Here is a 19,110-nt window from a genome sequence, read left to right as displayed (position 1 = left end):
TCAGTCCTTCAGGCCGGCGTTGATGTCGGCGTTCATGACGTACCGCTGGAACACCAGGAAGACGAGGATCAGCGGGATCATGGAGATGACCGAACCGCCGAGCAGCACCGACCAGTTGATGTTCTGCGCGCCGACGAGGCTCTGGATGCCGATCTGCACGGTGAACTTGTCGGGGTCGTTGAGCATCAGCAGCGGCCAGATGTAGTCGTTCCACCGCCACTGGAACGACAGGATGGCGAGCGTCAGCATGATGGGCCGGGAGATCGGCACCATGATCCGCAGGAAGATCGACAGTTCGCGGGCGCCGTCGATACGGGCGGCCTCGACGAGCTCGTCGGGGACCGTCAGGAAGAACTGGCGGAACATGAAGCATCCGGTCGCGGTGAGCACGGCCGGGAGGATGATGCCGCTGAAGGAGTTGTAGAGGCCGAGGTCGCGGACGACCAGGAACTCCGGGGCGAGCATGACCTCGGAGGGCAGCATCGTGGTGGCCAGGATGCACAGGAAGAACGCCTTGAGCCACTTGTTGTCGTACTTGGCCAGCGCGTACCCGGTGCAGCAGCTGGCCCCCACCGTGAGGACCGTCGTGATCACGCACACGAGGGCCGTGTTGATGAAGTACTGGGAGAAGTTGGCGCTGTCCCACGCCGCCTTGTAACCCGACAGGGTGGGGTTGTGCGGCAGCACCGTCAGCGGAAGCGAGAACAGGTCTCCGGCCGGCTTGAAGGAGCTGAGGACGAACCACAGCACCGGCAGCCCGTACAGACCCGCCAGGATCCACAGCAGTGTCGTCGCCGGCACCGCCCTCCGGAGCCCACCGCTGCGGGCGCCGCGGGGCCGCTTCTTGGAGACGGCCCGCACCGGCTCGGCGTCGAGGGGGCGGGGAAGATCTGTGGTGGTCATCGGTTCTCCATCCGCCGGTTGACGATCAGCTGGATGATCGCGACGGCCATCAGGATGAGCATGAGCACGAACGAGGCGGCGCTCGCGTAGCCGATCTGGCCCGTTTTGAAGCCGGTTTGGTAGATGTACTGGACGAGCAGGTTGTTCGAGGTTCCCGGTCCGCCGTTGTTGAGGGCGAGGAAGAGCGGGTATTCCTTCATCGCGTTGATCGTGTTGAGCAGGATCACGATGAAGGACGTGGGCGCGATGCTCGGCAGGGTGATGCTGATGAACTGGCGCCAGGGGCCCGCGCCGTCGAGCGAGGCCGCCTCGTAGTACGAGGTGGGCACGTTCTTGATCGCCGCGATGAACAGCAGCATCGAGAACGCCGTTCCCCACCAGGCGCCCGCCATGACGACCACGCCCATGGACAGGTCCGCGTTGGACTGCCAGGCGATCGCGTTCCCGCCGAGCTTCTCGATGACGTAGTTGATCAGTCCGAAGTTCTCACCGAACAGCCACCGCCACAGGACACCCACGACGATGGGCGAGATGAGCCACGGGACGAAGAAGACGACACGGGCGACCGACGCGCCCTTGGCCTGCTTGCTCACCACCAGGTTGGCGATGAGCAGCGAGAGCACGAAGTTCAGCGGGACGACGAGCACGGTGTACAGCAGCGTCCGGGACAGCGCGTCGTAGAAGGTGGAGTCGCCGAACAGGTGCTGGTAGTTGTCCAGTCCGACGAACTGGAACGCCCCCACTCCCGTGTAGTTCGTGAAGGAGTAGACGAGCCCGATCACCGCAGGCCAGACGAAGAACAGCGAGAAGAGCACGACATTGGCCGCGATGAGGACGAGCGGCGCAAGGGTGTACTTACTGCGTCTCCTGGGCGGGCTCGCGGACACGGCGGACACGTCCGAGGCGCGTTTTGTCATCTTCCTGACTCCGTGCTGGTGGAATGGATTGCGAGGGGCTCACGCCAAGAGGCCCTGAGCCCGGCACCACTGGGCGCCCGAGGCCGGGCGGCGGGGTCGAGACGCCACCGCCCGGGCCTGCCGGACTGCGCTCAGCCGCCGACCTGCTGGTTGTAGCCGTCCACGATGTTCTGCAGGGCCTTGTCGGCCGACTGCTGGCCGTTGATCGCCTTGCCGAGCTCCGTCTTGGTCGGGTCCTCGGTGAGGCTCTTGCCCTTCAGCACCCAGTCCGTCTGCGCGGTGTTGAAGTAGCCGGAGATCGGGGCGTAGAGCGGGATCTCCTCGTTGTAGAGCTTGAACGCCGCCTGCGCCGCCTCGGACTTGAAGGGGTACTTCGGGTTCAGGCCGCTCTCGACCGGCAGGAAGCCGGACGCCTCGCACAGCGCCTGGTAGTGGGCCGGCTCGTACAGCCAGGACAGGAACTTCGTCGCGGCCTTGGAAGCGTCGCCGTTGTTGTTGAAGCCGACCGTCATGCCGCCGCTGTTGACGTCACTCGCCTGCACCGGCTGCGCGGGGGTCGGGACGCTCGCCCACTCGAACTTCTTGATGCTGTCCGCGAAGGCGGGCACCTGCCACACGCCGGACCAGTAGGCGACCACGTCACCGCTCTGGAACATGGCCGACGGGTCGGCACCGCTGGTCCACACCGACTTGGGCATGACCTTGTCGTCGTTCCATCCGACGAAGGTGTTCACGGCCTTCTTGGTCGCCGCGTCCACCGAGAACTTGCCGGAGGAGTCCGCGTGGACGTACTTGCCGCCCAACTCGTACACCATGGCGCGCAGCCGGGACGGCGACTGGTCGAAGGTCAGGGAGTACTTGGCGCCGGTCTTCTCGCGGACCTTGTTCGCCGCCGCGATGAAGTCGGTCCAGGTCCAGGTCTTCGACGGCGAGGCCGGGAAGGAGACGCCGGCCTTCTCGAACAGCGACTTGTTGATGAACAGACCGGAGGCGGTCACGTCCGAGGGGATGGACAGCACCTTCCCGGACGAGTCCTTCGCCAGGAAGTTGGCGTTGATGTTGTTGCTCTTCTTGTTGGCGATGGAGCTGAGGTCGATCAACTTGCTCGACCAGATCGGGTCCAGCGCCGGCACGGCCGCCACGTCGGGCAGGGAGTTCGCCTGCGCGGCGTTGTGCAGCTTCGTCGTGTAGCCGTCGTAGGGAATGTTGACGAGCTTGACGGCGACGCCAGTTTCCTTCTTGTACTGCGCCACCATCTTCTTCCAGCCCGCGTCCTGGCCCGGAACCGTGGAGATCCAGAACGTCAGGGACTTGGAGGTTCCGCCCGAGTCGCCCCCCGATCCGCAGGCGGTGAGGAGCAGGGCACCCGCCGAGGCGGCCGCAGCGAGGGAAACCAGGCGGCGCGTGCCGCCGCGGCCGAGACGGCTGGAGCGCCGCACACCCACAGTGGTCATCTTCGATCCCTTTTTTTCGTCGTAGGGGACGGAGCACGGCGCCGACGGAAGCGGCACGGGTGCATCTTGCAGGAAAGGTCTGCTTTCCGAGGGCGCGGCCTCGCCCGGCCGCGTCATCCTGACGGGCGAGGGTCCCCGGCCGCTGGGGCCGTCACCGCACGGGCACGCCCTCGTGCGGTTGCCGTACGTCGTGTACGGGCGGGACGCTCGCCCAAGCCGGCGTCCCGGCCGACTTAGAAAGCGCTTGTCCGGACATTGGCAGACCGAGTCCGAAACCGTCAATCCTTCGTCCGCGCGGCCTGGGTCACGGTTTGGACTCCTCGGGCGACCGCGAGCCGCGCGGCGCCCACGACAGTGCCGAGATCACCGACCTGGCTGCTGACCACCTCGGTGGGCCAGCTGAGCCGCTCCAGCTCGGCCCGCACACCGGGCAGGAGCTGCGGATACGCGCCGGTGCTGCCGCCCAGCACGAGCAGTCCGGGGTCGAGCACGGCGGTCACGGCGGCGGCCAGCCGGCCCACGTCCACGGCGTGCCTGGCGACGACCGCGCGGGCCGTGGCACTGCCCTGTCCGGCGAGGGCGAAGAGCCGCTCGGCCGTGCGGGGGCACGCACCGGCGGATGCGGGCCAGGCCTCGGCGGCCCGGCGCAGCAGGGAGCGGGACCCGATGTACTCCTCCAGGGCCTCGTGGCGGGGCTCCAGGTCGTCGTCCCAGGGGTAGGGCAGTCGGGCGAGCTCTCCGGCGGCGCCGTTGGCCCCGGCCAGCACCTGTCCCCCTACGACGATGCCGAGACCGATACCGACGCCGATCCGCAGATAGCCGAAGGTGTGACGGCCCCGGGCCGCGCCCTCGTGGAGTTCGGCGAGGGCGGCGCAGTTGACGTTGTTCTCCAGGTGGACGGGGACTCCGGGCGGCAGTGCGACGGTCACGGCGTCGAAGAGGGGTCCGGCCTTGGCCGTGGCGGGGCGCATCTTCTGCGGCGCGGTGACGTCACCGACGGCCACGACGATGGTGCGCAGCGGGGCGTCGGGGGGCAGCGCGGACAGGGCCTCGCGGACCACGTCGACGGCCTCCTCGCGGGGCCCGGTGGCCTCGGCGAGCAGGGTGCCGTCCAGGGCGCAGCCGCGGACCCGGGTGAGGGCGGGCCCGAGGTCGACGGCGAGCACGGCGCCCGCGGCCGGGCCGAGGCGGTACACGGCGGCGCTGCGGCCCGTGCCGCCGGAGGAGGTGCCGGAGTGGGCGGCGAGATGGACGCCCTCCAGCTCGGCCACGGCGGAGGAGACCGTCGGCTTGGACAGCCGCGCGAGACTCGCCAACTGCGGTCGCGTCGCCGTACCCGCCTGCGCGAGCACGGCGAATACAGCGCCGGCACTTTCGGTCAGACGGGGGGCTCCAGCCACGTCGTGTTCCACACTTCCCCCAGGTCACAGGCCGCTCTCCCAGGCCGAGCGGCTCGGCGGGAGGCGGCGATGGGTTGCTCCGGCGTCTTGCGCCCCGCCCGGGTCGGGGGGCCCGGGAAGTCGAGTGCGCGACGCCTATTGACACGCACTGTACTTCGTTAGTTAACTTCCTAACGAACGTCACGGTACTCGCCTGCCGTGGTCCGTCAGAGGCCCGTCCCGGGGCTTCCCTAGATCTTCAACTGCCTTGCCCCACGACACGGTTCGCCCACCGTCGCAGCACACAGCGCAACGACGAAAGAGGTTCCGTGCAGGACACCGCACCCCTGGTTGTCGGCATCGACGTGGGCGGCACCAAGACACACTTCCGCGCGTTCGCGGGCGATGCTCCGGTCGCCGATCACGTCCGGTCCAGCAGCGGCTGGCGGCCCCACGACCCGGTGGCCGCCGCCGGATGGCTGGCCGCCCTGGCCGCCGACGCGCTTCCCGCGGGCGCCCGCCCGTCCGCCCTCGCCGTCGGTGGGCACGCCTGCGAGACCCCGCGCCAGTGCGCGCAGATCCGCACCGCCCTCCAACTCCACTTCGACGCACCCGCGCTGGTCGTGGGCGATGCCGAACTGCTCGTTCCCGCGGCGGGCCTGGACAAGGGGGTCGGCCTGGTCGCCGGCACCGGCTCGGTCGCCGTGGGCCGGTTCGCCGACGGCACACCGGTCCAGGTCGGCGGCTGGGGCGCGCTCCTCGGCGACGAGGGCGGCGCCGCCGGTCTGGTCCGCGAGGCCGTGCGTGCCGTATGGGCGGCGCACGACCGCGGCGAGGAGCCCGACGCCCTGGCGCTCGGCCTGCTGGCCGGGTTCGACGTTCCCGAAGTGCCCGCGCTCGGCGCCGCGCTGGAGCACGCCACGGCCGCCTCCGCCGACTGGGGCCGGCAGGCCCCGGCCGTCTTCGCCGCCGCCGAGGCCGGGTCCGCCCTCGCCCGTACCGTGATCGCCGAGGCGGGCCGCGCCCTGGCCGCACTCGTGGAGCGGCTCGCCGCCCGCGGGGTGGTGGTCGACGACGTCGTGGTCGCGGGCAGTACCGTCCTCGCCCAGCCCTCGCTGTACGACGCGTTCGCGTCGGCGCTGGCCGACGCGGTGCCGACGGCACGGCCGCGTCCCCTACGGGCGCCCCCGGTGGACGGCGCGGTGGCGTTGGCCCGTTCACTTCTGTGACATCCGCCGGACGCCGGGTCTCCTCCGGTCCGTCATGACTCGCCCGTAGATCTTCGCTCGTACGCAGCTCTAGGACTTCAGAAAGCGCATTCGACGCACCCGTCGACTGCCGCATCATGAGTCGCATCCGTACCACCTCCCCGGCCGCACGGCCGCAGAACTTCAAAGAGAGGCAGACCCATGCCGTCATCCGCCGGGCAGCACTCCCCCGCGCCGCTCACCGCACGCGCCATGAAGCGAAGGGGCTTCCTCAAGTCCTCCCTGGGCGTCTCGGCCGGTGTCCTGGCCGCGCCCACCTTCGCCTCCTGGCTGGGCGCCGCGGACGCCAAGGCCGCCACCGGCGCGCTCGCCTTCGTGGACGACTACAAGTCCAACGTCATGGCGAACCTGACGCCCGAGACCAACGCGGTGGTGCGGATCCTCGGCGGCTTCGCCCGGGTGTGGAAGACCGGCGGCGCCTGGAACACCGGCACCCCGCTCAGGCCCGAGATACTGCGCGCCAACATGCGCTACTGCGCCCGCGTCACCAAGGCGCGCACCGAGGCCCAGGCCAAGGAGGCCTTCCTCTACGACCGCCAGCACCAGAGCTACGCCATGATCGGCGGCCTCGGCCCGCTCGCCGGCCTCTACCGCTCCGGCGCCAAGGCGGTCACCTCGATCACCAGCGCGCCCGACACCACCCCGGCGACCACGATCAGCGACGCCGTCCCGGCCGACGCCCCCGCGGGCTCCGCGCTCGGCGCGGGCTCCTACGACTCCTCGCTCGGCCTGGTGGCCAAGCTGGTCGACACCGTGCGCGGCCCGTACGCCTCCGGAAACCCCGGCAAGTACGCCTTCCAGTACCCGCGCCCCTGGCGCATGAACGAGGACAGCGAGGTCGTCGACACCGGCGCCAAGGACGCGCTCGGCTACCCGGTCTACGACTCCGAGGTGGTCGTCGCCCCCCAGCTCCTGCGCCAGCGCAGCACCTCACCGGTGGACGACGGCGGCTTCCCCAGCGGCCACACCAACGCCTTCCACCTGGCGGGCCTGGCCTTCGCGTACGCCGTACCCGAGCGCTTCCAGGAACTGGTCACCCGCGCCTTCGAGCTGAGCCACACCCGGATCATGTCCGGCATGCACTCGACGGTCGACGTCATGGGCGGCCGCATCATGGCCACCGCGCTGGCCGCCGCCACGCTGGCCGACTCCGCGAACGCCGACCTCAAGGCCGCGGCCCGGGCGCAGGCGCTGAAGTACTTCACCGAGCAGACCGGCAGCACGCCCGACACGCTGTTCGCCTACGCCCACTCGGACGCCGCCGACGCGTACGCGGACCGGGACGCCAACGCCCGTTCCGTGGGGCCCCGGTTGACCTATGTGCTGCACCGGGACGGCGGCAACGAGCCGTTCAGCGTGCCCAAGGGCGCGGAGGTGCTGCTGGAGACACGGCTGCCGTACCTGGACGCGGCCCAGCGCCGTGAGGTGCTGCGGACCACCGGGCTGCCCTCGGGCTATGTCCTGCTGGACGGCTTCGAGCAGTGGGGCCGGATCGACCTGTTCGCGGCGGCGGACGGTTACGGCTCCTTCGACTCCGACGTCACCGTCACGCTCGACGCGGCCTCAGGCGGTTTCCACGCGGCCGACGCCTGGCGCAACGACATCGACGGCTGTGGCTCCCTGACCAAGCGGGGCAGCGGCACGCTCACCCTGACGGGGCACAACCGGTACACCGGCGGAACCGTCCTGAAGGAGGGCGCGCTGGTCGCCGGTTCGGCCCACGCGCTCGGCCACGGCGACGTACGGGTGCAGGGCGGGAAGCTGACACTGGCCGGCACGTCGCTCCAGGTGCACGGCACGTACAGCCAGGAGGGCGGCGCACTGGAGCTGACCCTGCGCTCGGGCCAGGAGCCGGTCCTGGAGGTGACGCGGCGCGCGGTGCTCGGCGCGGGCAGTGTGCTGTCGCTGGAGCTGGACGCGAAGAACCCTCCGAAGGCGGGGCGCACGGTCCGGGTCCTCGGCTGCCACGGCCTGCGCGGCCAGTTCGATCGCGTCGAACTGAACTCCGACACCCTGCGGGCCGTACCCGTCTACACGACGGAAGGTCTGTCGGTACGACTCCTGAAGCGGTGAGGCCCGCGGGGCGGGAGCTGATGCGAGAGTGGCCCTCATGAGGTGCCCGCGGATCGCTCCCGCCACCGCCCGGCCGGTCGCACCGCGGGGTGGATGATGGCGAGCGAGCAGCAGACGGTCCTGGACCCGGTTTCCGGCTCCGGGTCCCGCGACGACGAGGTGCGGCAGCCGCGACCGGCCCGGCGGTGGCTGGTGCCGCTCCTGGTCGTCGTGCTGCTCGCGCAGCTGGCGGCCGTCATGGTGACGACCGCCGTGCAGCAGACCCCCACGATCGACGAACCGGTCTACGTGGCCACGGCCGCCGAGTACCTGCACGGTCAGGGCATCCGCTACAACCCCGAGCACCCGCCGCTCGGCAAACTCGTCATCGCCGCCGGGGTGGCGATCGCCGACCCGCACGTGGACACGGCATTCCACGGGCCCCAGATCGACCTGGGCCCCCATCTGCTGTACGAGTCGGGCAACGACCCCTGGCAGCTGATGTTCTGGGCCCGGCTCCCGGTGATCGTGCTGACGCTGCTGTTCGGGCTGGTCGTGTTCGCGTTCGCCCGGGAACTCGCCGGAACGGCGGCGGGCCTCGCGGCACTCGCCCTGTACGCCTTCTCCCCCGACGTCGTCGCCCACGGTTCACTGGCCACGCTCGACGTGCCGACGGCCGGGTTCCTGCTCACCTCGGTGTGGCTGCTGTGGCGGGCCCGCGCACGGCCACGGCTGTACGTGCCACTCGCAGGCCTGGCGCTCGGGGCGGCGCTGGCGACGAAGATGAGCGCGCTGCCGGCCGTGCCGGTCCTGCTGGGGCTGGCCGCCCTCTCAGTGTGGACCGTGTGTCACGGTGACGAGAGGCGCCGGCGGCTGCTCCATGTGCTCGCCGCGGCCGCGGTCCTGACCCTGGCCGCCGTCGCCGTCGTATGGGCGTCGTACCTCGTCGTCGATCCGCGGCTGCGGTGGACGTCCCAGGACCAGGTGCCGGTGGTGCGCGGACTGCGGGGGACCCTCGTCGATCTGCTGCCGTTCCCGCAGGCGTACGCGGACGGGATGCGGATCCAGTTCCACTTCGAGAACTATCCGTGGGAGGGCTTCCTGTTCGGGCGGCTCTACACCGGACACCTCTGGTACTACCTGCCGGCGGCGCTCCTGGTGAAGACCCCGCTGGCCCTGCTCGCCCTGTGGGCCGCAGGGGCCGTCGTGCTCCTGGCGATACGGCGACTGCGGCACGCCGCGCCGTATCTGCTCGTGCCCTCCGGGGTGCTGCTGGCCTCCGCCATGACGGGGTCACGCGACTTCGGCACCCGGTACGCGCTCTTCCTGCCCATGTTCCTGACCGTGGCCGCCGGATGCGTCCTGGCGGTCCGCCGACGCTGGGCGACGATCGCGACCGGGGCGCTCGTGCTGTTCGTCGCGGTCAGCTCGGTGCGGACCTTTCCCTACTATCTGCCGTACTCCAACGAGGCGTTCGGCGGACCGGCCCGGACCCATCTGCGGCTGCACGACTCCAACGTCGACTGGGGCCAGGACCTGGGCCGGCTCGCCGACCGGCTGCGCGAGCGCTACCCGGACGAGCGGATCTGGCTCGTCTACAAGGGCAGCGGGCTGCCGTCCGCCTACGGCATCGAGGCGTCCGATCCGCGCGAGGTGCCGGCGGACGACGTGCGCGGGCTGCTGGTCGTGTCGGACTCCTCGGTAGCCAAGGCGAAGGGCCGGCTGGCCGAGTTGATCGACAGCAGCCGTCCGGTCGACGAGGTCGGTCACTCGATCACGATCTATCGCCGATGACCACCGCGGCGAGCGTGCCCCGCGTCCGCTCAGCGGACCGCTTGCTGGAACGCCTCGGCGCTCACGTGCGGCATCGCCCCGCTCGTCACGCGGTAACGGCCGTTGGGCACCCGGTCGGACCTGGAGATGTGTACGGTGAGCGGGCCCGCCCATTCGTAGCCCTGCTGCTCGCCGTGCCGGGCCAGGCTGTCCGTGAGCTCCTGGCCCACATCGCTGCCCCGGCGCACCAGTTCGTCGTAGGCGAAGTCCGCGAGCTCGACGTCGTACGCGTTCGGGACCACCACCCTGCTCTCACTGCACACGACCACCTTGCTGTCGCACTCACGCCGCAGCGCGTCGAGGAGTTCGACGGGCTCCCTGCCGACGACCCGCGCCCACAGCGACTCCCACCCATGCTCCATTGCCCGTTCCAGCGCGCTCAGCGCACCCATGCCCTCTTCACCTGCCAACCCTCTGGTTTCGCGTGCGGTGTCATTCCTGGGCGAAGTCGCCGGGTTGCACCCGCGCTTCCTCGAACGCCTCGCGCAGGGTGCGGCCGCTGCCGCCGGGGGCGGGGGCCCCGCCCTCCTCGTGCCGGTGCTGCAGAAGCTCGTCGGTGGCCTCGGTCTTGCGCCGGTTCTCCTCGGGGACCGTCATACGGGGCTGCTCCTCAGGTGTCGTCGAACGTCTTGCCCAGCGGCGGGTTCCCGCTCGGGCGCGGCGTACCCGTCCCATTCGGCGCTCGCCGGATGCTTCCGCACAAGCGCTGGTCACCGGGGGGTGTGAGCTATGTTGACTCCCCGTGGCAGACAAAGGAGGCGCCTCGGTGTCATCGCCGCAGCAGGCACGCGCTCAGGCATCCGCGATCACCTCGGGAAAGACCGCACCGGAGACGGAGCCGGCCCCGGCCTCCCAGCTCAGAACGCTCTTCGACCGGCCTCGGCTCTCCCCCGGACAGCGGCGCATCGCGCAGTACCTGATCGAGCACATCACCGAGGCGGCGTTCCTCTCCATCACCGATCTCGCGGAGCGCGTGGGAGTCAGCCAGCCCTCGGTGACGCGGTTCGCCGCGGCCGTGGGCTTCAGCGGCTACCCCGCCCTGCGGGAGAAGCTCCAGTCCATCGCCCTCGGCACGCTCGCCGGCGGGCCGGTCGCCGACGACGAGTCACGCGGCAACGAACTCCAGGCAGCGGTCGACGCGGAGATCGAGAACCTGGAGAACCTGCGCCGCGACTTCGCCGACCCCGACCAGGTGATCGAACTCGGTCGCAAGCTGTCCGAGTCGACCCCGCTGACCGTCCTGGGCCTGCGCATCTCGGCGTCCCTGGCCGAGTACTTCGCCTACGCGGCCCGCCGTATCCATCCCGACGTACGACCGGTCACCCGCGGCGGCAGCGTCGCCTACGACGCTCTGCTGCAGTCCCGTGAGGCGGGCGGCACCTGGGTGCTCGCGTTCTCGATGCCGCGGCACGCCCAGGAGACTCTCACCGCCCTGCGGGTCGCCCGCAGTGCCGGACTGAAGGTCGCCCTCGTCACGGACCTGGTGCTCGGACACGTGGCCGACGAGGCCGACGTCCTCTTCTCCACCGGCACCGGCTCAAGGCTGGTCTTCGACTCCTACGCCGCGCCCGGCGTGATCGCCGCCGCCCTGCTCCAGGCCATGACCGACGCCGATCCCGAGCGCACCCAGGCCCGGCTGGAGGAGTACGAGCAGATCTCCGACCAGCACCAGTTCTTTCTCAGGGACTGACCTCGCCCACCCCCGGTCATACACCTGCACACCGGGACCAGCCGTAATAAATCGAGCATGAATGTTTTCATACGCCTTGCCAAGCGGACGGCATATATAAATACTGCTCACGGATCACACCGGGATCACTCCCGGACCGTCCGCACCCCTGTCCCCGTCCCCACCCCCACGCTGCCCGAAAGGGCTCCTTCGCGGACATCCCGAGCCGTCGTCACCTACCCGCGTCGGCGCCCGGGATGTTCGGTAGGGCCTCGCCTGCACGCGAGCCCATGGCGGCCCCGGTCATCCCCTAGGCCGGGGCCGCCCAATCCGTCGGAACACCCGCACGACGCCGCACACCCGGAAGCGATCACCATGCCCCTGACGACCACGCGGACCATCACTCGTCCCGGCCCGGACTGGCCCTGCCAGGTCAAGACGCCCGGCAGCTACGACTGGGAGCGCTCCGCGGCCAAGTGGCTGCGGGAGCTGGTGCCGACGCGGTACGCGAGCTATCCGGCCCTGATGCGGCACACCGTGCTCCTCGCCCGGCACGCGCAGATCCAGGTCCAGCACGAGATCCGGGTCGCGCGCACCGCGCTGCAGACCGCCCGGGCGGACCTGCCGGCGCTCGGGCTGCCGGAGTCGGTCATCGAGCACACCATCAAGCTGTACGCGGCCGAGGTGCTCCAACTGCAGCACATCGCCCGCAGCATCCGCGCGGTCACGCAGGCCCTGGTCGACCACCACCACGGGCGCTGACCTCTCGCGCAGGGCATGACCCGTGCCGTGCGGGGGAATCCGTGGAGACCATGAGCACCACCGACGTACGGCACGGCGACCCGGTCACCACGGTCCTCACCTGGGAGGTGCGTCCCGGCCGGGAGCGGGAGTTCGAGCGCTGGACGCGGGGGATCACCCGCTGCGCCAGACGGTTCCCCGGCAACGAGGGCGTCTCCTGGCTGCGTCCCGAGGACGGTCACCGCTTCCACGCGGTGCTGCGCTGGTCCGACGCGCACCGGCTCACCGCCTGGCTGGAGTCGGACGAGCGGGCGGCCTGGCACACGCGGATCGACGACATCGCCACGGAGCTGGGCAGCGAACGGCAGTCGACGACCGGGCTGGAGACCTGGTTCAGTCTGCCCGGCACCACCGTGCGACCTCCGGTCCGCTGGAAGATGGTGCTGACGACGTTCCTCGGTGCCTTCCCCTGCACGCTGCTGATCCAGTGGCTGGTGGCGCCCCGCACCGCCGCCTGGCCCCTGCCGCTGCGGGCCGCGGTGTTCCCGGTGGTCCTGCTGCCGCTGCTCACCTATCTGGTCATGCCACTGCTGAGCCGGGTCCTGCGACGGTGGCTCTACCCGCCGCCCGGCCACTGATCCGCCACGGACCGGGGGCCCGGCCGGTTTCGTCAACCGGCGATGTCACCGGTGGGTGGGATGCGTGTGCACGAGAGCGGGAACGGCACATGGCGCATGTGCGATGCTCAACCCGTGAGCGAGTCAGCCGGCCATGAGCACACCGGTACCGCGCCCGACATGGCAGCGCTGGCCAAGGTCGTGGCCAGACAGCGTGCCGAAATGGACCGGTTGCGGGACCAGGTCGCCACGTCCGCGGTGCTGGAGCGGGCCAAGGGCGTCATCATGGCGCTGACCGGGTGCACCCCGGACGCGGCCGGTGAGGATCTGCTCCAGCGCGCCAAGGCCGGCAACCGCACGCTGCTGGAGGAGTGCTGGATCACCCTCGGCTCCCTGACCCCGCTCGGCGCCGCCACCCAGCCCCGCGTCGGCGACGACATGCCGGGCGCGCCCTTGTCGGTGGTGCCCGGGCCGGCCGGTCCGCCGTCCGTTCTGTCGGGCACCGTCGTCCCTGCCGGGCGGGACACCAGCGACCTCGACGACGGCTTCACCGCGCTCGGCCGCCTCGGCAAGGCCCTCGTCCACGTGGCCACACCGCAGGCCCTGGCCGGCTGTCTCCTGGAGGAACTCAGGGAGGGCGTCGACGCCGACGCGCTCCTGCTCTTCCGGTCGCTGCCGACCGGAGGGCTCGAACTGATCGGCCACGCCGGTGTCGACGCCACCCTGGCCGGCCAGTGGGCGCGGGTTCCCCCGCTGAGCGGCATCGCCGCGCTCGAAGCACTCCGGGCGCGGGAGCCCCGCTGGCTGGAGGACTTCGCGGCGGACCGCAAGCGGCACCTGCTGATAGGGGATCCGCCCGAGCGCTGGCTGTCCCGCGCCTGGCTGCCGGTGCCGACCGGCGACGGGGCCGAGGTCTGCATCGGGATACTGCGCGCCCGCAGCGGACCGTTCTCCCCGCAGGACCGGCAGCTCCTGCGGGCCGTCGTGCGGCTGTGTGCCGGCCGGCTGCGGTCCTTCGGCACCCGGCCCCGGCCCGGCGCCGCCGCCACGGCCGCGGCCGTGCAGCCCGTGCTCGACTCGCTGCCGGGTTCGGCGATGCTGCTCACGCCGGTGCGCGGCCCCTCCGGGGAGGTCGCGGACTACCGTGTCGACGCCGCCACCGAGCAGGCGGTCGACGTCGTGGGGCGCACCGGCAGGCAACTGCTGGGCCGCCTGATCCTGGAGTGCTTCCCGAGCATGGCGGACGAGGCGGTATGGCACGGCCTGCTGCGCACGCTGACCACCGGCGAGCCGTTCGAGGGCGAGCCGTTCGCCTACCAGGAGGTCGTGGACGGCGCCGCCGAACTGTCCACGTACACGCTGCACGCGGCCCGCCTCGGCGGCGCCCTGGTCGTCACCTGGGTCCGCCACAACTCCTCCGACCGGCAGGAACAGCGCCTGGCGGACGTGCAGCGGCTGGGGAACCTGGGCTGGGCGAACTGGAACCTGGTCACCGGCGAGGGCAGTTGGTCCTCCCAGACCTTCCTCGTCATGAACCGGGATCCCGCGCTCGGACCGGTCCCGCTGGGCGACCTTCCGCGGCTCGCGCTGCCCGAGGACGCACCGGTACTGGCCCACGCCGTGCAGGAGCTCGTGCGCGCCGGCCGTCAGTTCGACGTCCCGTTCCGGATCCGGGCCGGGGACGAGGTCCGCCATCTGCGGATGGTCGCCGAAGTCGTGACGGACACCGAGAACGAACCCGTCGAAGTGCACGGCTTCGTCCAGGACCTCACCGCGCAGCGCAGCGCCGAACTGGCCCTTGTCGAGAGCGAGCAGGCGATCGTGACGCAGCACGGGGTGCTGCACGCCGAGCGGGCCATGGCCGCCCGCCTGCAGCACGCACTGCTGCCCCTGCCCACCCGGCCGGTCCGGCTCGCCGGACTCCGGGTCGAAGTGGCCTATCTGCCCGCCCAGTCCGGGATTCACGTCGGCGGCGACTGGTTCAGCGCCATCGAACTGCCCGACGGCGACGCGCTGTTCGTGGTCGGTGACGTCGCCGGGCACGGTATCGACGCCGTGGCCACCATGGCCCAACTGCGCTTCACCGCCAAGGGCATGGTCATCACGGGCTCGTCGCTGACCGGTGCGCTCGCCCGTCTCAACACTCTGCTGCTGCACTCGCGCGACTCCCACGGCACCGCGACCATGGTCCTGGCCCGCTACGACCCCGACGAGCACTGCCTCGTGTGGGCCCAGGCGGGCCATCCGCCACCGCTGCTGGTGCGCGGCGGACAAGTGCGCTATCTGGAGCGGCCGTTGGGCATGCTGCTGGGGGCGTGCTCCGATCCGGACTTCCAGGAGGCGCGCTGTCTCCTGGAGCCGGGTGACCGCGTCCTGCTCTACACCGACGGCCTGGTCGAGAGGCCTCCGGACGGCATCGACCACGGCCTGGACCGGCTCGCCGCGGCCGTCGCGGCCCACCCCACGGACGAGCGCGGCTCCCTGGCCCCGCTGCTGGCCTCGGTGCTGGAGGGCGAGCGGCGCGACGACGTCTGTGTCGTGGACATCCGGATGCCGTCCGGGCGGGTGTGAGCCGCCGGGACCCGCGCGATGTTCCCGGCCGGGCGATTCCGGGGCGTGCGCTCCAGCGGGTCGGTGAGCAGGGTGTTCAGTGCGCCGGTGGCGTCCTTGCCGGTGGCCAGGAACTTCCGGCGGCCCTGCGTCTCGGGCCGCCGCTGCTCGTCCGCCGCCGGTTTCAGGGTCGGGGTCGTCGGACACCTGCCGTGCTCAGTCCGCCGGGTGCCCGGGCGAGATGGAGACGGCGTCGGACAGCCGCAGCAGCTTCGCGCCCCCGGTGTCCTCGCGCTCGCCCCACGCCTCCGGTTCCAGGACGAACCCGAGGTGGTCACCGCCCTCGACACGCAGCACGATCCTGCCGACGAACCACGCCGCCGCGTCCTCCAGTACGACGGCCCCGCCGGCCTCCTCCCGCCAGCGGACCCGGGCGAACTTGTCCGTCCGGTCCCCCGTCTCCCCGCCGAACAGCTCGGCCAGGCCATGCTGTTCGCGGGTCAGGAGATGGACCGCGAGGCGGTCCGCGGTGCGCGCCACCCGGTAGGTGCGGTTGGCCTTCGACAGCCACACCGCATACCGCACGGGCTCGATCGAGCACTGTGAGGCGAATCCGACGAGACAGCCCGCGCGGTCGCCGTCCGTGGCGGCGGTCACGACGCACATGTCGGGGTCGAGCCGGTCGATGAACGCGTCCATGCCAGCCATCCTCGTCGATCAGCCGCCGCCCGTGCGGGACTCCAGGTCCCGTCGTGTGTCGTCGCCGTACACGCCGTCCTCGTCGCCGCGGATGCCGTACCAGAGCTGGAAGCGGGCCACGGCGGCGGTCAGGGTCGTGTCGTAGGTGCCGTCGGTGGGGCCGTTGTCGTAGACGTTCGGGATGTGCCGCAGGCGTTCCTGCAGGTCGGTCACCTCGGGGCCGCTGTCTCCCTGACGGAGGGTGCCGGGGCCGTCGGGATCGGCGGCGCCGGAGGCCGTCGCGGTCGGCGTGGGCGTCGCGGCGGTGGTGGTCGAGGTCGGCTGCGGGGCCGCCGTGGCGGTGGTCTCCGTGCGGTCGGCGAGCAGGAGAGCACCGCCGAAGCCGATCACCGCGGCGGCGGTGACGGCCGCCGCGATCGCCGTGCGGCGCAGTCCCGACACCCGTCCGCGGGGGACGTCACGGGAGCGGCGGGTGCGGTCGTGGTCGTCCCTGACGGGCGGCAGTTCCTCGGTCGCGTCCTCGGTTCCCGACGGCCGGCCGGGCAGCGTGAAGGACTCGTATCCGACGGCCGCTCGGGGCGGCAGGTCCTTCATCAGCTCCGCGAGCGCGTCGGTACGGCGCGGACGCAGCACCCGGATGGGTTCGAGCGGCGTGCGGTCCGGCGGCGCCCCTCGGTCGGACGGTGTCGGCATCCTGGTCTCCTTCCGTCCCGCGCTCACGGGTCTGGCCGTCCCCCACGAAGAGATACGGCGAGTCGGGCCCGGGAGTTCAGCGCTCGCGCTCCGTACCCCGGGCGAGAAACCCGTGCAGGGACGTCTTCATGGCCGCGACGAAGGCGTCCCTGCCCGCCTCGTCCAGGGCGTCCAGGGAGAGATACGGGTTGAGGTCCTCCAGCTCGACCAGCAGGAGTCCGCCGCCCGGGGCCCGGCAGGCGTCCACGCGCTGGATGCCGTGACCGAGGGCGTTCCAGTCGATGAAACGCCGGGCGAACTCCAGGTCGTCCGGGGTGGGGTCGTACGGCTCCAGGGCCCAGCGCCGGTCGGCGTGCGGGGCGTACAGGGCGTACTGGAAGTCGTGGTCGACGAAGTAGAAGGACACCTCGTAGGCGAAGTCGACGCACGGCTGGACGAGGACCTGCCCGTCGATGTGGTCGCGCACCTCGTCGGCGGAGACGATCCGCAGGCCGATGGAGTCGGCGCCGAGCCTGGGCTTGACGACGTACCGGTCCGTCGCGGGCAGCCGGTCCAGGTCCTCGGCGCGGTCGACGGTCGGGATGACGGGGTAGCCCGCGGCCGTGAGATCGAGCAGGTACTGCTTGCCGGCCATGTCGGCCTTGCCGAACAGGGGGTTGTACACGCGTGTGCGCTGTCGCAGCGCCTGCTCGCGGAAGGCGTCGTACGCCTCCTGGTACGCCAGGACGGGCCCGCTGTTGCGGACGACGACGGCGTCGAAGCGATCCGCCAGCGCGGCGGCGTCCAGGGGGTGGCACAGGGCGAGGTCGAAGTCCTCCCTGAGGCGGGAGGTGAGGAGGATGTCCTCGTCGCAGTAGCGGCGCCCGCGGGCCTGGTAGGCCAGGTCGGTGACGTACAGGAGGGTGGGGCGGCGGGACATGTGGGGACTCCTTCGGCGGGCGACAGCCGATCGTATGCGGCGACACCCCACCGACACCCCACCGCGCAACACAAAGGGCACTCAGTTCCCTCCTCGTACTGCACCCAGTGCCATAGCGGCGGTTCAGGTGCTACGTTCGCGACCATGAGCTCCACCAAGCCCGCCATGCGGGACGCGCTGGTCGCGGCCGCCTTCCAGCTGTTCCTGGAACGGGGTTACGAGCAGACCACCGTCGATGACATCGTCGCGCTCGCCGGAGTCGGACGCCGCTCGTTCTTCCGGTACTTCCCGTCCAAGGAGGACGTGGTCTTCCCCGACCACGAGCGGTGCCTGACCGACATGACGGCCTTCCTGGCCGCGAGCGACCCCGGGTGCGACCCGCTCGAACGGGTCTGCGAGGCGGTGCGCCTCGTGCTGCGCATGTACACCGAGAACCCGACGTTCTCCGTGCAGCGCTACCGCCTCACCAAGCAGGTGCCCGGTCTGCGCGCCTATGAGCTGTCCGTGGTGTGGCGCTACGAGCGCGCCTTCGCCGAGTACCTGCGCGGGCGCCTGAAGGGGCTGCACGACGGGACGCTCCGGGCCGACGTGATCGCCGCCGCCGTGGCCGCGGCGCACAACAACGCCCTGCGCTCTTGGCTGCGCTCGGACGGGCACGGCGACGCCGACCAGGCGGTGGAGCACGCGCTCGGCTATGTGCAGGCCGCCTTCGGGAGGCCCGGCGCGCCGTCCGCCGACGAGCCGGCCGAGGACGTGGTGGTGATCGTCTCCCGCCGTGGTGCCCCGCTGTGGCGGGTGGTCCAGGAGATCGAGTCCACGCTCGACCGGGACTGAGCCGTACCGCCCGCCCAAAATGAGGGTACGCAGTACCTTTACGGCCGACACTGAGTGCCATACGCTGATGGTGTGCACGGCGGCACAGGGAGCCGCGCACGTCCGTGCACGGTTACCCGAGCACGTGGGATTCCGGCCGAGCGCAGGGAGTTGACCAGCGTGTACCACCACTCAGGAAACATTGCTCGTCAGGCAGCCGGCTCCGGGACGGGCTTGCTCGAGCCCGCCGCCCCGGCCACGGACGCGATCCTCTTCCAGCGCTGCACCTGGTGCGGTACCGCGATGTACCACCGGCTGCTGTGTCCGGTCTGTCAGGGCGGCGACCTGCGCACGGAGCGCAGCGAGGGCGTGGGCACGGTCCGCCACTCCACGGTCGTCCACCGCAACACCCCCGCCGCCCGCAATGTGTCGCTGATCGAGCTGGCCGAGGGATTCGTCGTCCGGGGCCGGGTCATGGGGCCGCCCGCCGCGATCCACAGCGGTGACCGGGTGCGGATGTCGACGGCCAAGGACCCGGTCCGCGGCGAGCCGGTCTTCCAGCTGCTCGACGAGCCGTACCGCGCCTGGAGCTGACGCACCATC

General features: G+C 71.2%; 18 protein-coding genes. 9 read left to right on the top strand and 9 right to left on the bottom strand.

Annotated elements, in window-relative coordinates; genetic code table 11:
* From ACIRP7_RS07130 to ACIRP7_RS07115, 4 genes are all read right to left on the bottom strand, one after another.
* A complete protein-coding gene (locus tag ACIRP7_RS07130) occupies nucleotides 1-903 on the bottom strand; it encodes a carbohydrate ABC transporter permease (protein WP_403654890.1) in 903 nt (300 codons plus the stop codon).
* Nucleotides 900-1,820, bottom strand: a complete 921-nt coding sequence (locus ACIRP7_RS07125) for a carbohydrate ABC transporter permease (protein WP_403654888.1) — start codon at nucleotides 1,818-1,820, stop codon at nucleotides 900-902. The genes ACIRP7_RS07130 and ACIRP7_RS07125 overlap by 4 nt, the downstream gene beginning before the upstream one ends.
* A gap of 131 nt (nucleotides 1,821-1,951) precedes the next feature.
* Nucleotides 1,952-3,274, bottom strand: coding sequence for an extracellular solute-binding protein (locus ACIRP7_RS07120; protein WP_403654886.1), 1,323 nt, complete (start codon nucleotides 3,272-3,274; stop codon nucleotides 1,952-1,954).
* 278 nt (nucleotides 3,275-3,552) lie between these two features.
* Entirely contained in the window at nucleotides 3,553-4,674 is a 1,122-nt protein-coding gene (locus ACIRP7_RS07115) for an ROK family protein (RefSeq protein WP_403654884.1), read from the bottom strand.
* A gap of 308 nt (nucleotides 4,675-4,982) precedes the next feature.
* Here ACIRP7_RS07115 and ACIRP7_RS07110 point away from each other — a divergent pair, with 308 nt between their 5' ends.
* From ACIRP7_RS07110 to ACIRP7_RS07100, 3 genes are all read left to right on the top strand, one after another.
* Nucleotides 4,983-5,882 (top strand): N-acetylglucosamine kinase, encoded by a 900-nt coding sequence (locus tag ACIRP7_RS07110; protein ID WP_403654883.1) that lies wholly within the window; start codon nucleotides 4,983-4,985, stop codon nucleotides 5,880-5,882.
* A gap of 180 nt (nucleotides 5,883-6,062) precedes the next feature.
* Entirely contained in the window at nucleotides 6,063-7,994 is a 1,932-nt protein-coding gene (locus tag ACIRP7_RS07105) for a phosphatase PAP2 family protein (protein ID WP_403654881.1), read from the top strand.
* A 93-nt stretch (nucleotides 7,995-8,087) separates the two neighbouring features.
* On the top strand, nucleotides 8,088-9,767 hold the full coding sequence (locus ACIRP7_RS07100; protein WP_403654879.1) for an ArnT family glycosyltransferase: 1,680 nt from the start codon (nucleotides 8,088-8,090) through the stop codon (nucleotides 9,765-9,767).
* A gap of 29 nt (nucleotides 9,768-9,796) precedes the next feature.
* Here ACIRP7_RS07100 and ACIRP7_RS07095 read toward each other — a convergent pair whose 3' ends face one another.
* Nucleotides 9,797-10,198 carry a DUF3662 domain-containing protein gene (locus ACIRP7_RS07095; RefSeq protein WP_403654877.1) on the bottom strand — a complete coding sequence of 134 codons (402 nt, stop codon included), beginning with the start codon at nucleotides 10,196-10,198 and terminating at the stop codon, nucleotides 9,797-9,799.
* Between the two features lie 40 nt (nucleotides 10,199-10,238).
* Complete coding sequence (locus tag ACIRP7_RS07090; RefSeq protein ID WP_403654875.1) at nucleotides 10,239-10,403, bottom strand: hypothetical protein; 165 nt, start codon at nucleotides 10,401-10,403, stop codon at nucleotides 10,239-10,241.
* 169 nt (nucleotides 10,404-10,572) lie between these two features.
* Here ACIRP7_RS07090 and ACIRP7_RS07085 point away from each other — a divergent pair, with 169 nt between their 5' ends.
* From ACIRP7_RS07085 to ACIRP7_RS07070, 4 genes are all read left to right on the top strand, one after another.
* Nucleotides 10,573-11,496: a MurR/RpiR family transcriptional regulator gene (locus tag ACIRP7_RS07085; RefSeq protein WP_403654873.1), complete on the top strand. Its 924-nt coding sequence runs from the start codon at nucleotides 10,573-10,575 to the stop codon at nucleotides 11,494-11,496.
* A gap of 354 nt (nucleotides 11,497-11,850) precedes the next feature.
* Complete coding sequence (locus ACIRP7_RS07080; RefSeq protein ID WP_352384985.1) at nucleotides 11,851-12,237, top strand: hypothetical protein; 387 nt, start codon at nucleotides 11,851-11,853, stop codon at nucleotides 12,235-12,237.
* Between the two features lie 50 nt (nucleotides 12,238-12,287).
* Entirely contained in the window at nucleotides 12,288-12,854 is a 567-nt protein-coding gene (locus ACIRP7_RS07075; protein ID WP_403654871.1) for an antibiotic biosynthesis monooxygenase, read from the top strand.
* Nucleotides 12,855-13,013: 159 nt separating this feature from the next.
* Nucleotides 13,014-15,404 (top strand): SpoIIE family protein phosphatase, encoded by a 2,391-nt coding sequence (locus tag ACIRP7_RS07070; protein ID WP_403655140.1) that lies wholly within the window; start codon nucleotides 13,014-13,016, stop codon nucleotides 15,402-15,404.
* 195 nt (nucleotides 15,405-15,599) lie between these two features.
* Here the strand turns inward: ACIRP7_RS07070 and ACIRP7_RS07065 are convergent, their stop codons facing one another.
* The 3 genes from ACIRP7_RS07065 to ACIRP7_RS07055 form a co-directional block, all read right to left on the bottom strand.
* Complete coding sequence (locus tag ACIRP7_RS07065) at nucleotides 15,600-16,091, bottom strand: flavin reductase family protein (RefSeq protein ID WP_403654869.1); 492 nt, start codon at nucleotides 16,089-16,091, stop codon at nucleotides 15,600-15,602.
* Nucleotides 16,092-16,100: 9 nt separating this feature from the next.
* The gene (locus ACIRP7_RS07060; protein WP_403654867.1) at nucleotides 16,101-16,775 is read right to left on the bottom strand and encodes a peptidoglycan-binding protein; all 675 of its coding nucleotides are present in this window, start codon (nucleotides 16,773-16,775) and stop codon (nucleotides 16,101-16,103) included.
* A gap of 76 nt (nucleotides 16,776-16,851) precedes the next feature.
* Nucleotides 16,852-17,694, bottom strand: coding sequence for a hypothetical protein (locus ACIRP7_RS07055; protein WP_403654865.1), 843 nt, complete (start codon nucleotides 17,692-17,694; stop codon nucleotides 16,852-16,854).
* Between the two features lie 144 nt (nucleotides 17,695-17,838).
* Here ACIRP7_RS07055 and ACIRP7_RS07050 point away from each other — a divergent pair, with 144 nt between their 5' ends.
* Together ACIRP7_RS07050 and ACIRP7_RS07045 are read left to right on the top strand one after the other, a co-directional pair.
* Nucleotides 17,839-18,528, top strand: a complete 690-nt coding sequence (locus tag ACIRP7_RS07050) for a TetR family transcriptional regulator (protein ID WP_403654863.1) — start codon at nucleotides 17,839-17,841, stop codon at nucleotides 18,526-18,528.
* Between the two features lie 159 nt (nucleotides 18,529-18,687).
* Entirely contained in the window at nucleotides 18,688-19,101 is a 414-nt protein-coding gene (locus tag ACIRP7_RS07045) for a Zn-ribbon domain-containing OB-fold protein (protein WP_403654861.1), read from the top strand.
* Nucleotides 19,102-19,110 lie beyond the last annotated feature (9 nt).

Origin of the sequence: Streptomyces sp. NPDC102270 (genome assembly GCF_044766405.1) — a bacterium.
GTDB lineage: Bacteria > Actinomycetota > Actinomycetes > Streptomycetales > Streptomycetaceae > Streptomyces.
Note: the sequence above shows the minus strand (reverse complement) of the source record. Positions and strands in the feature narration are given on the sequence as shown.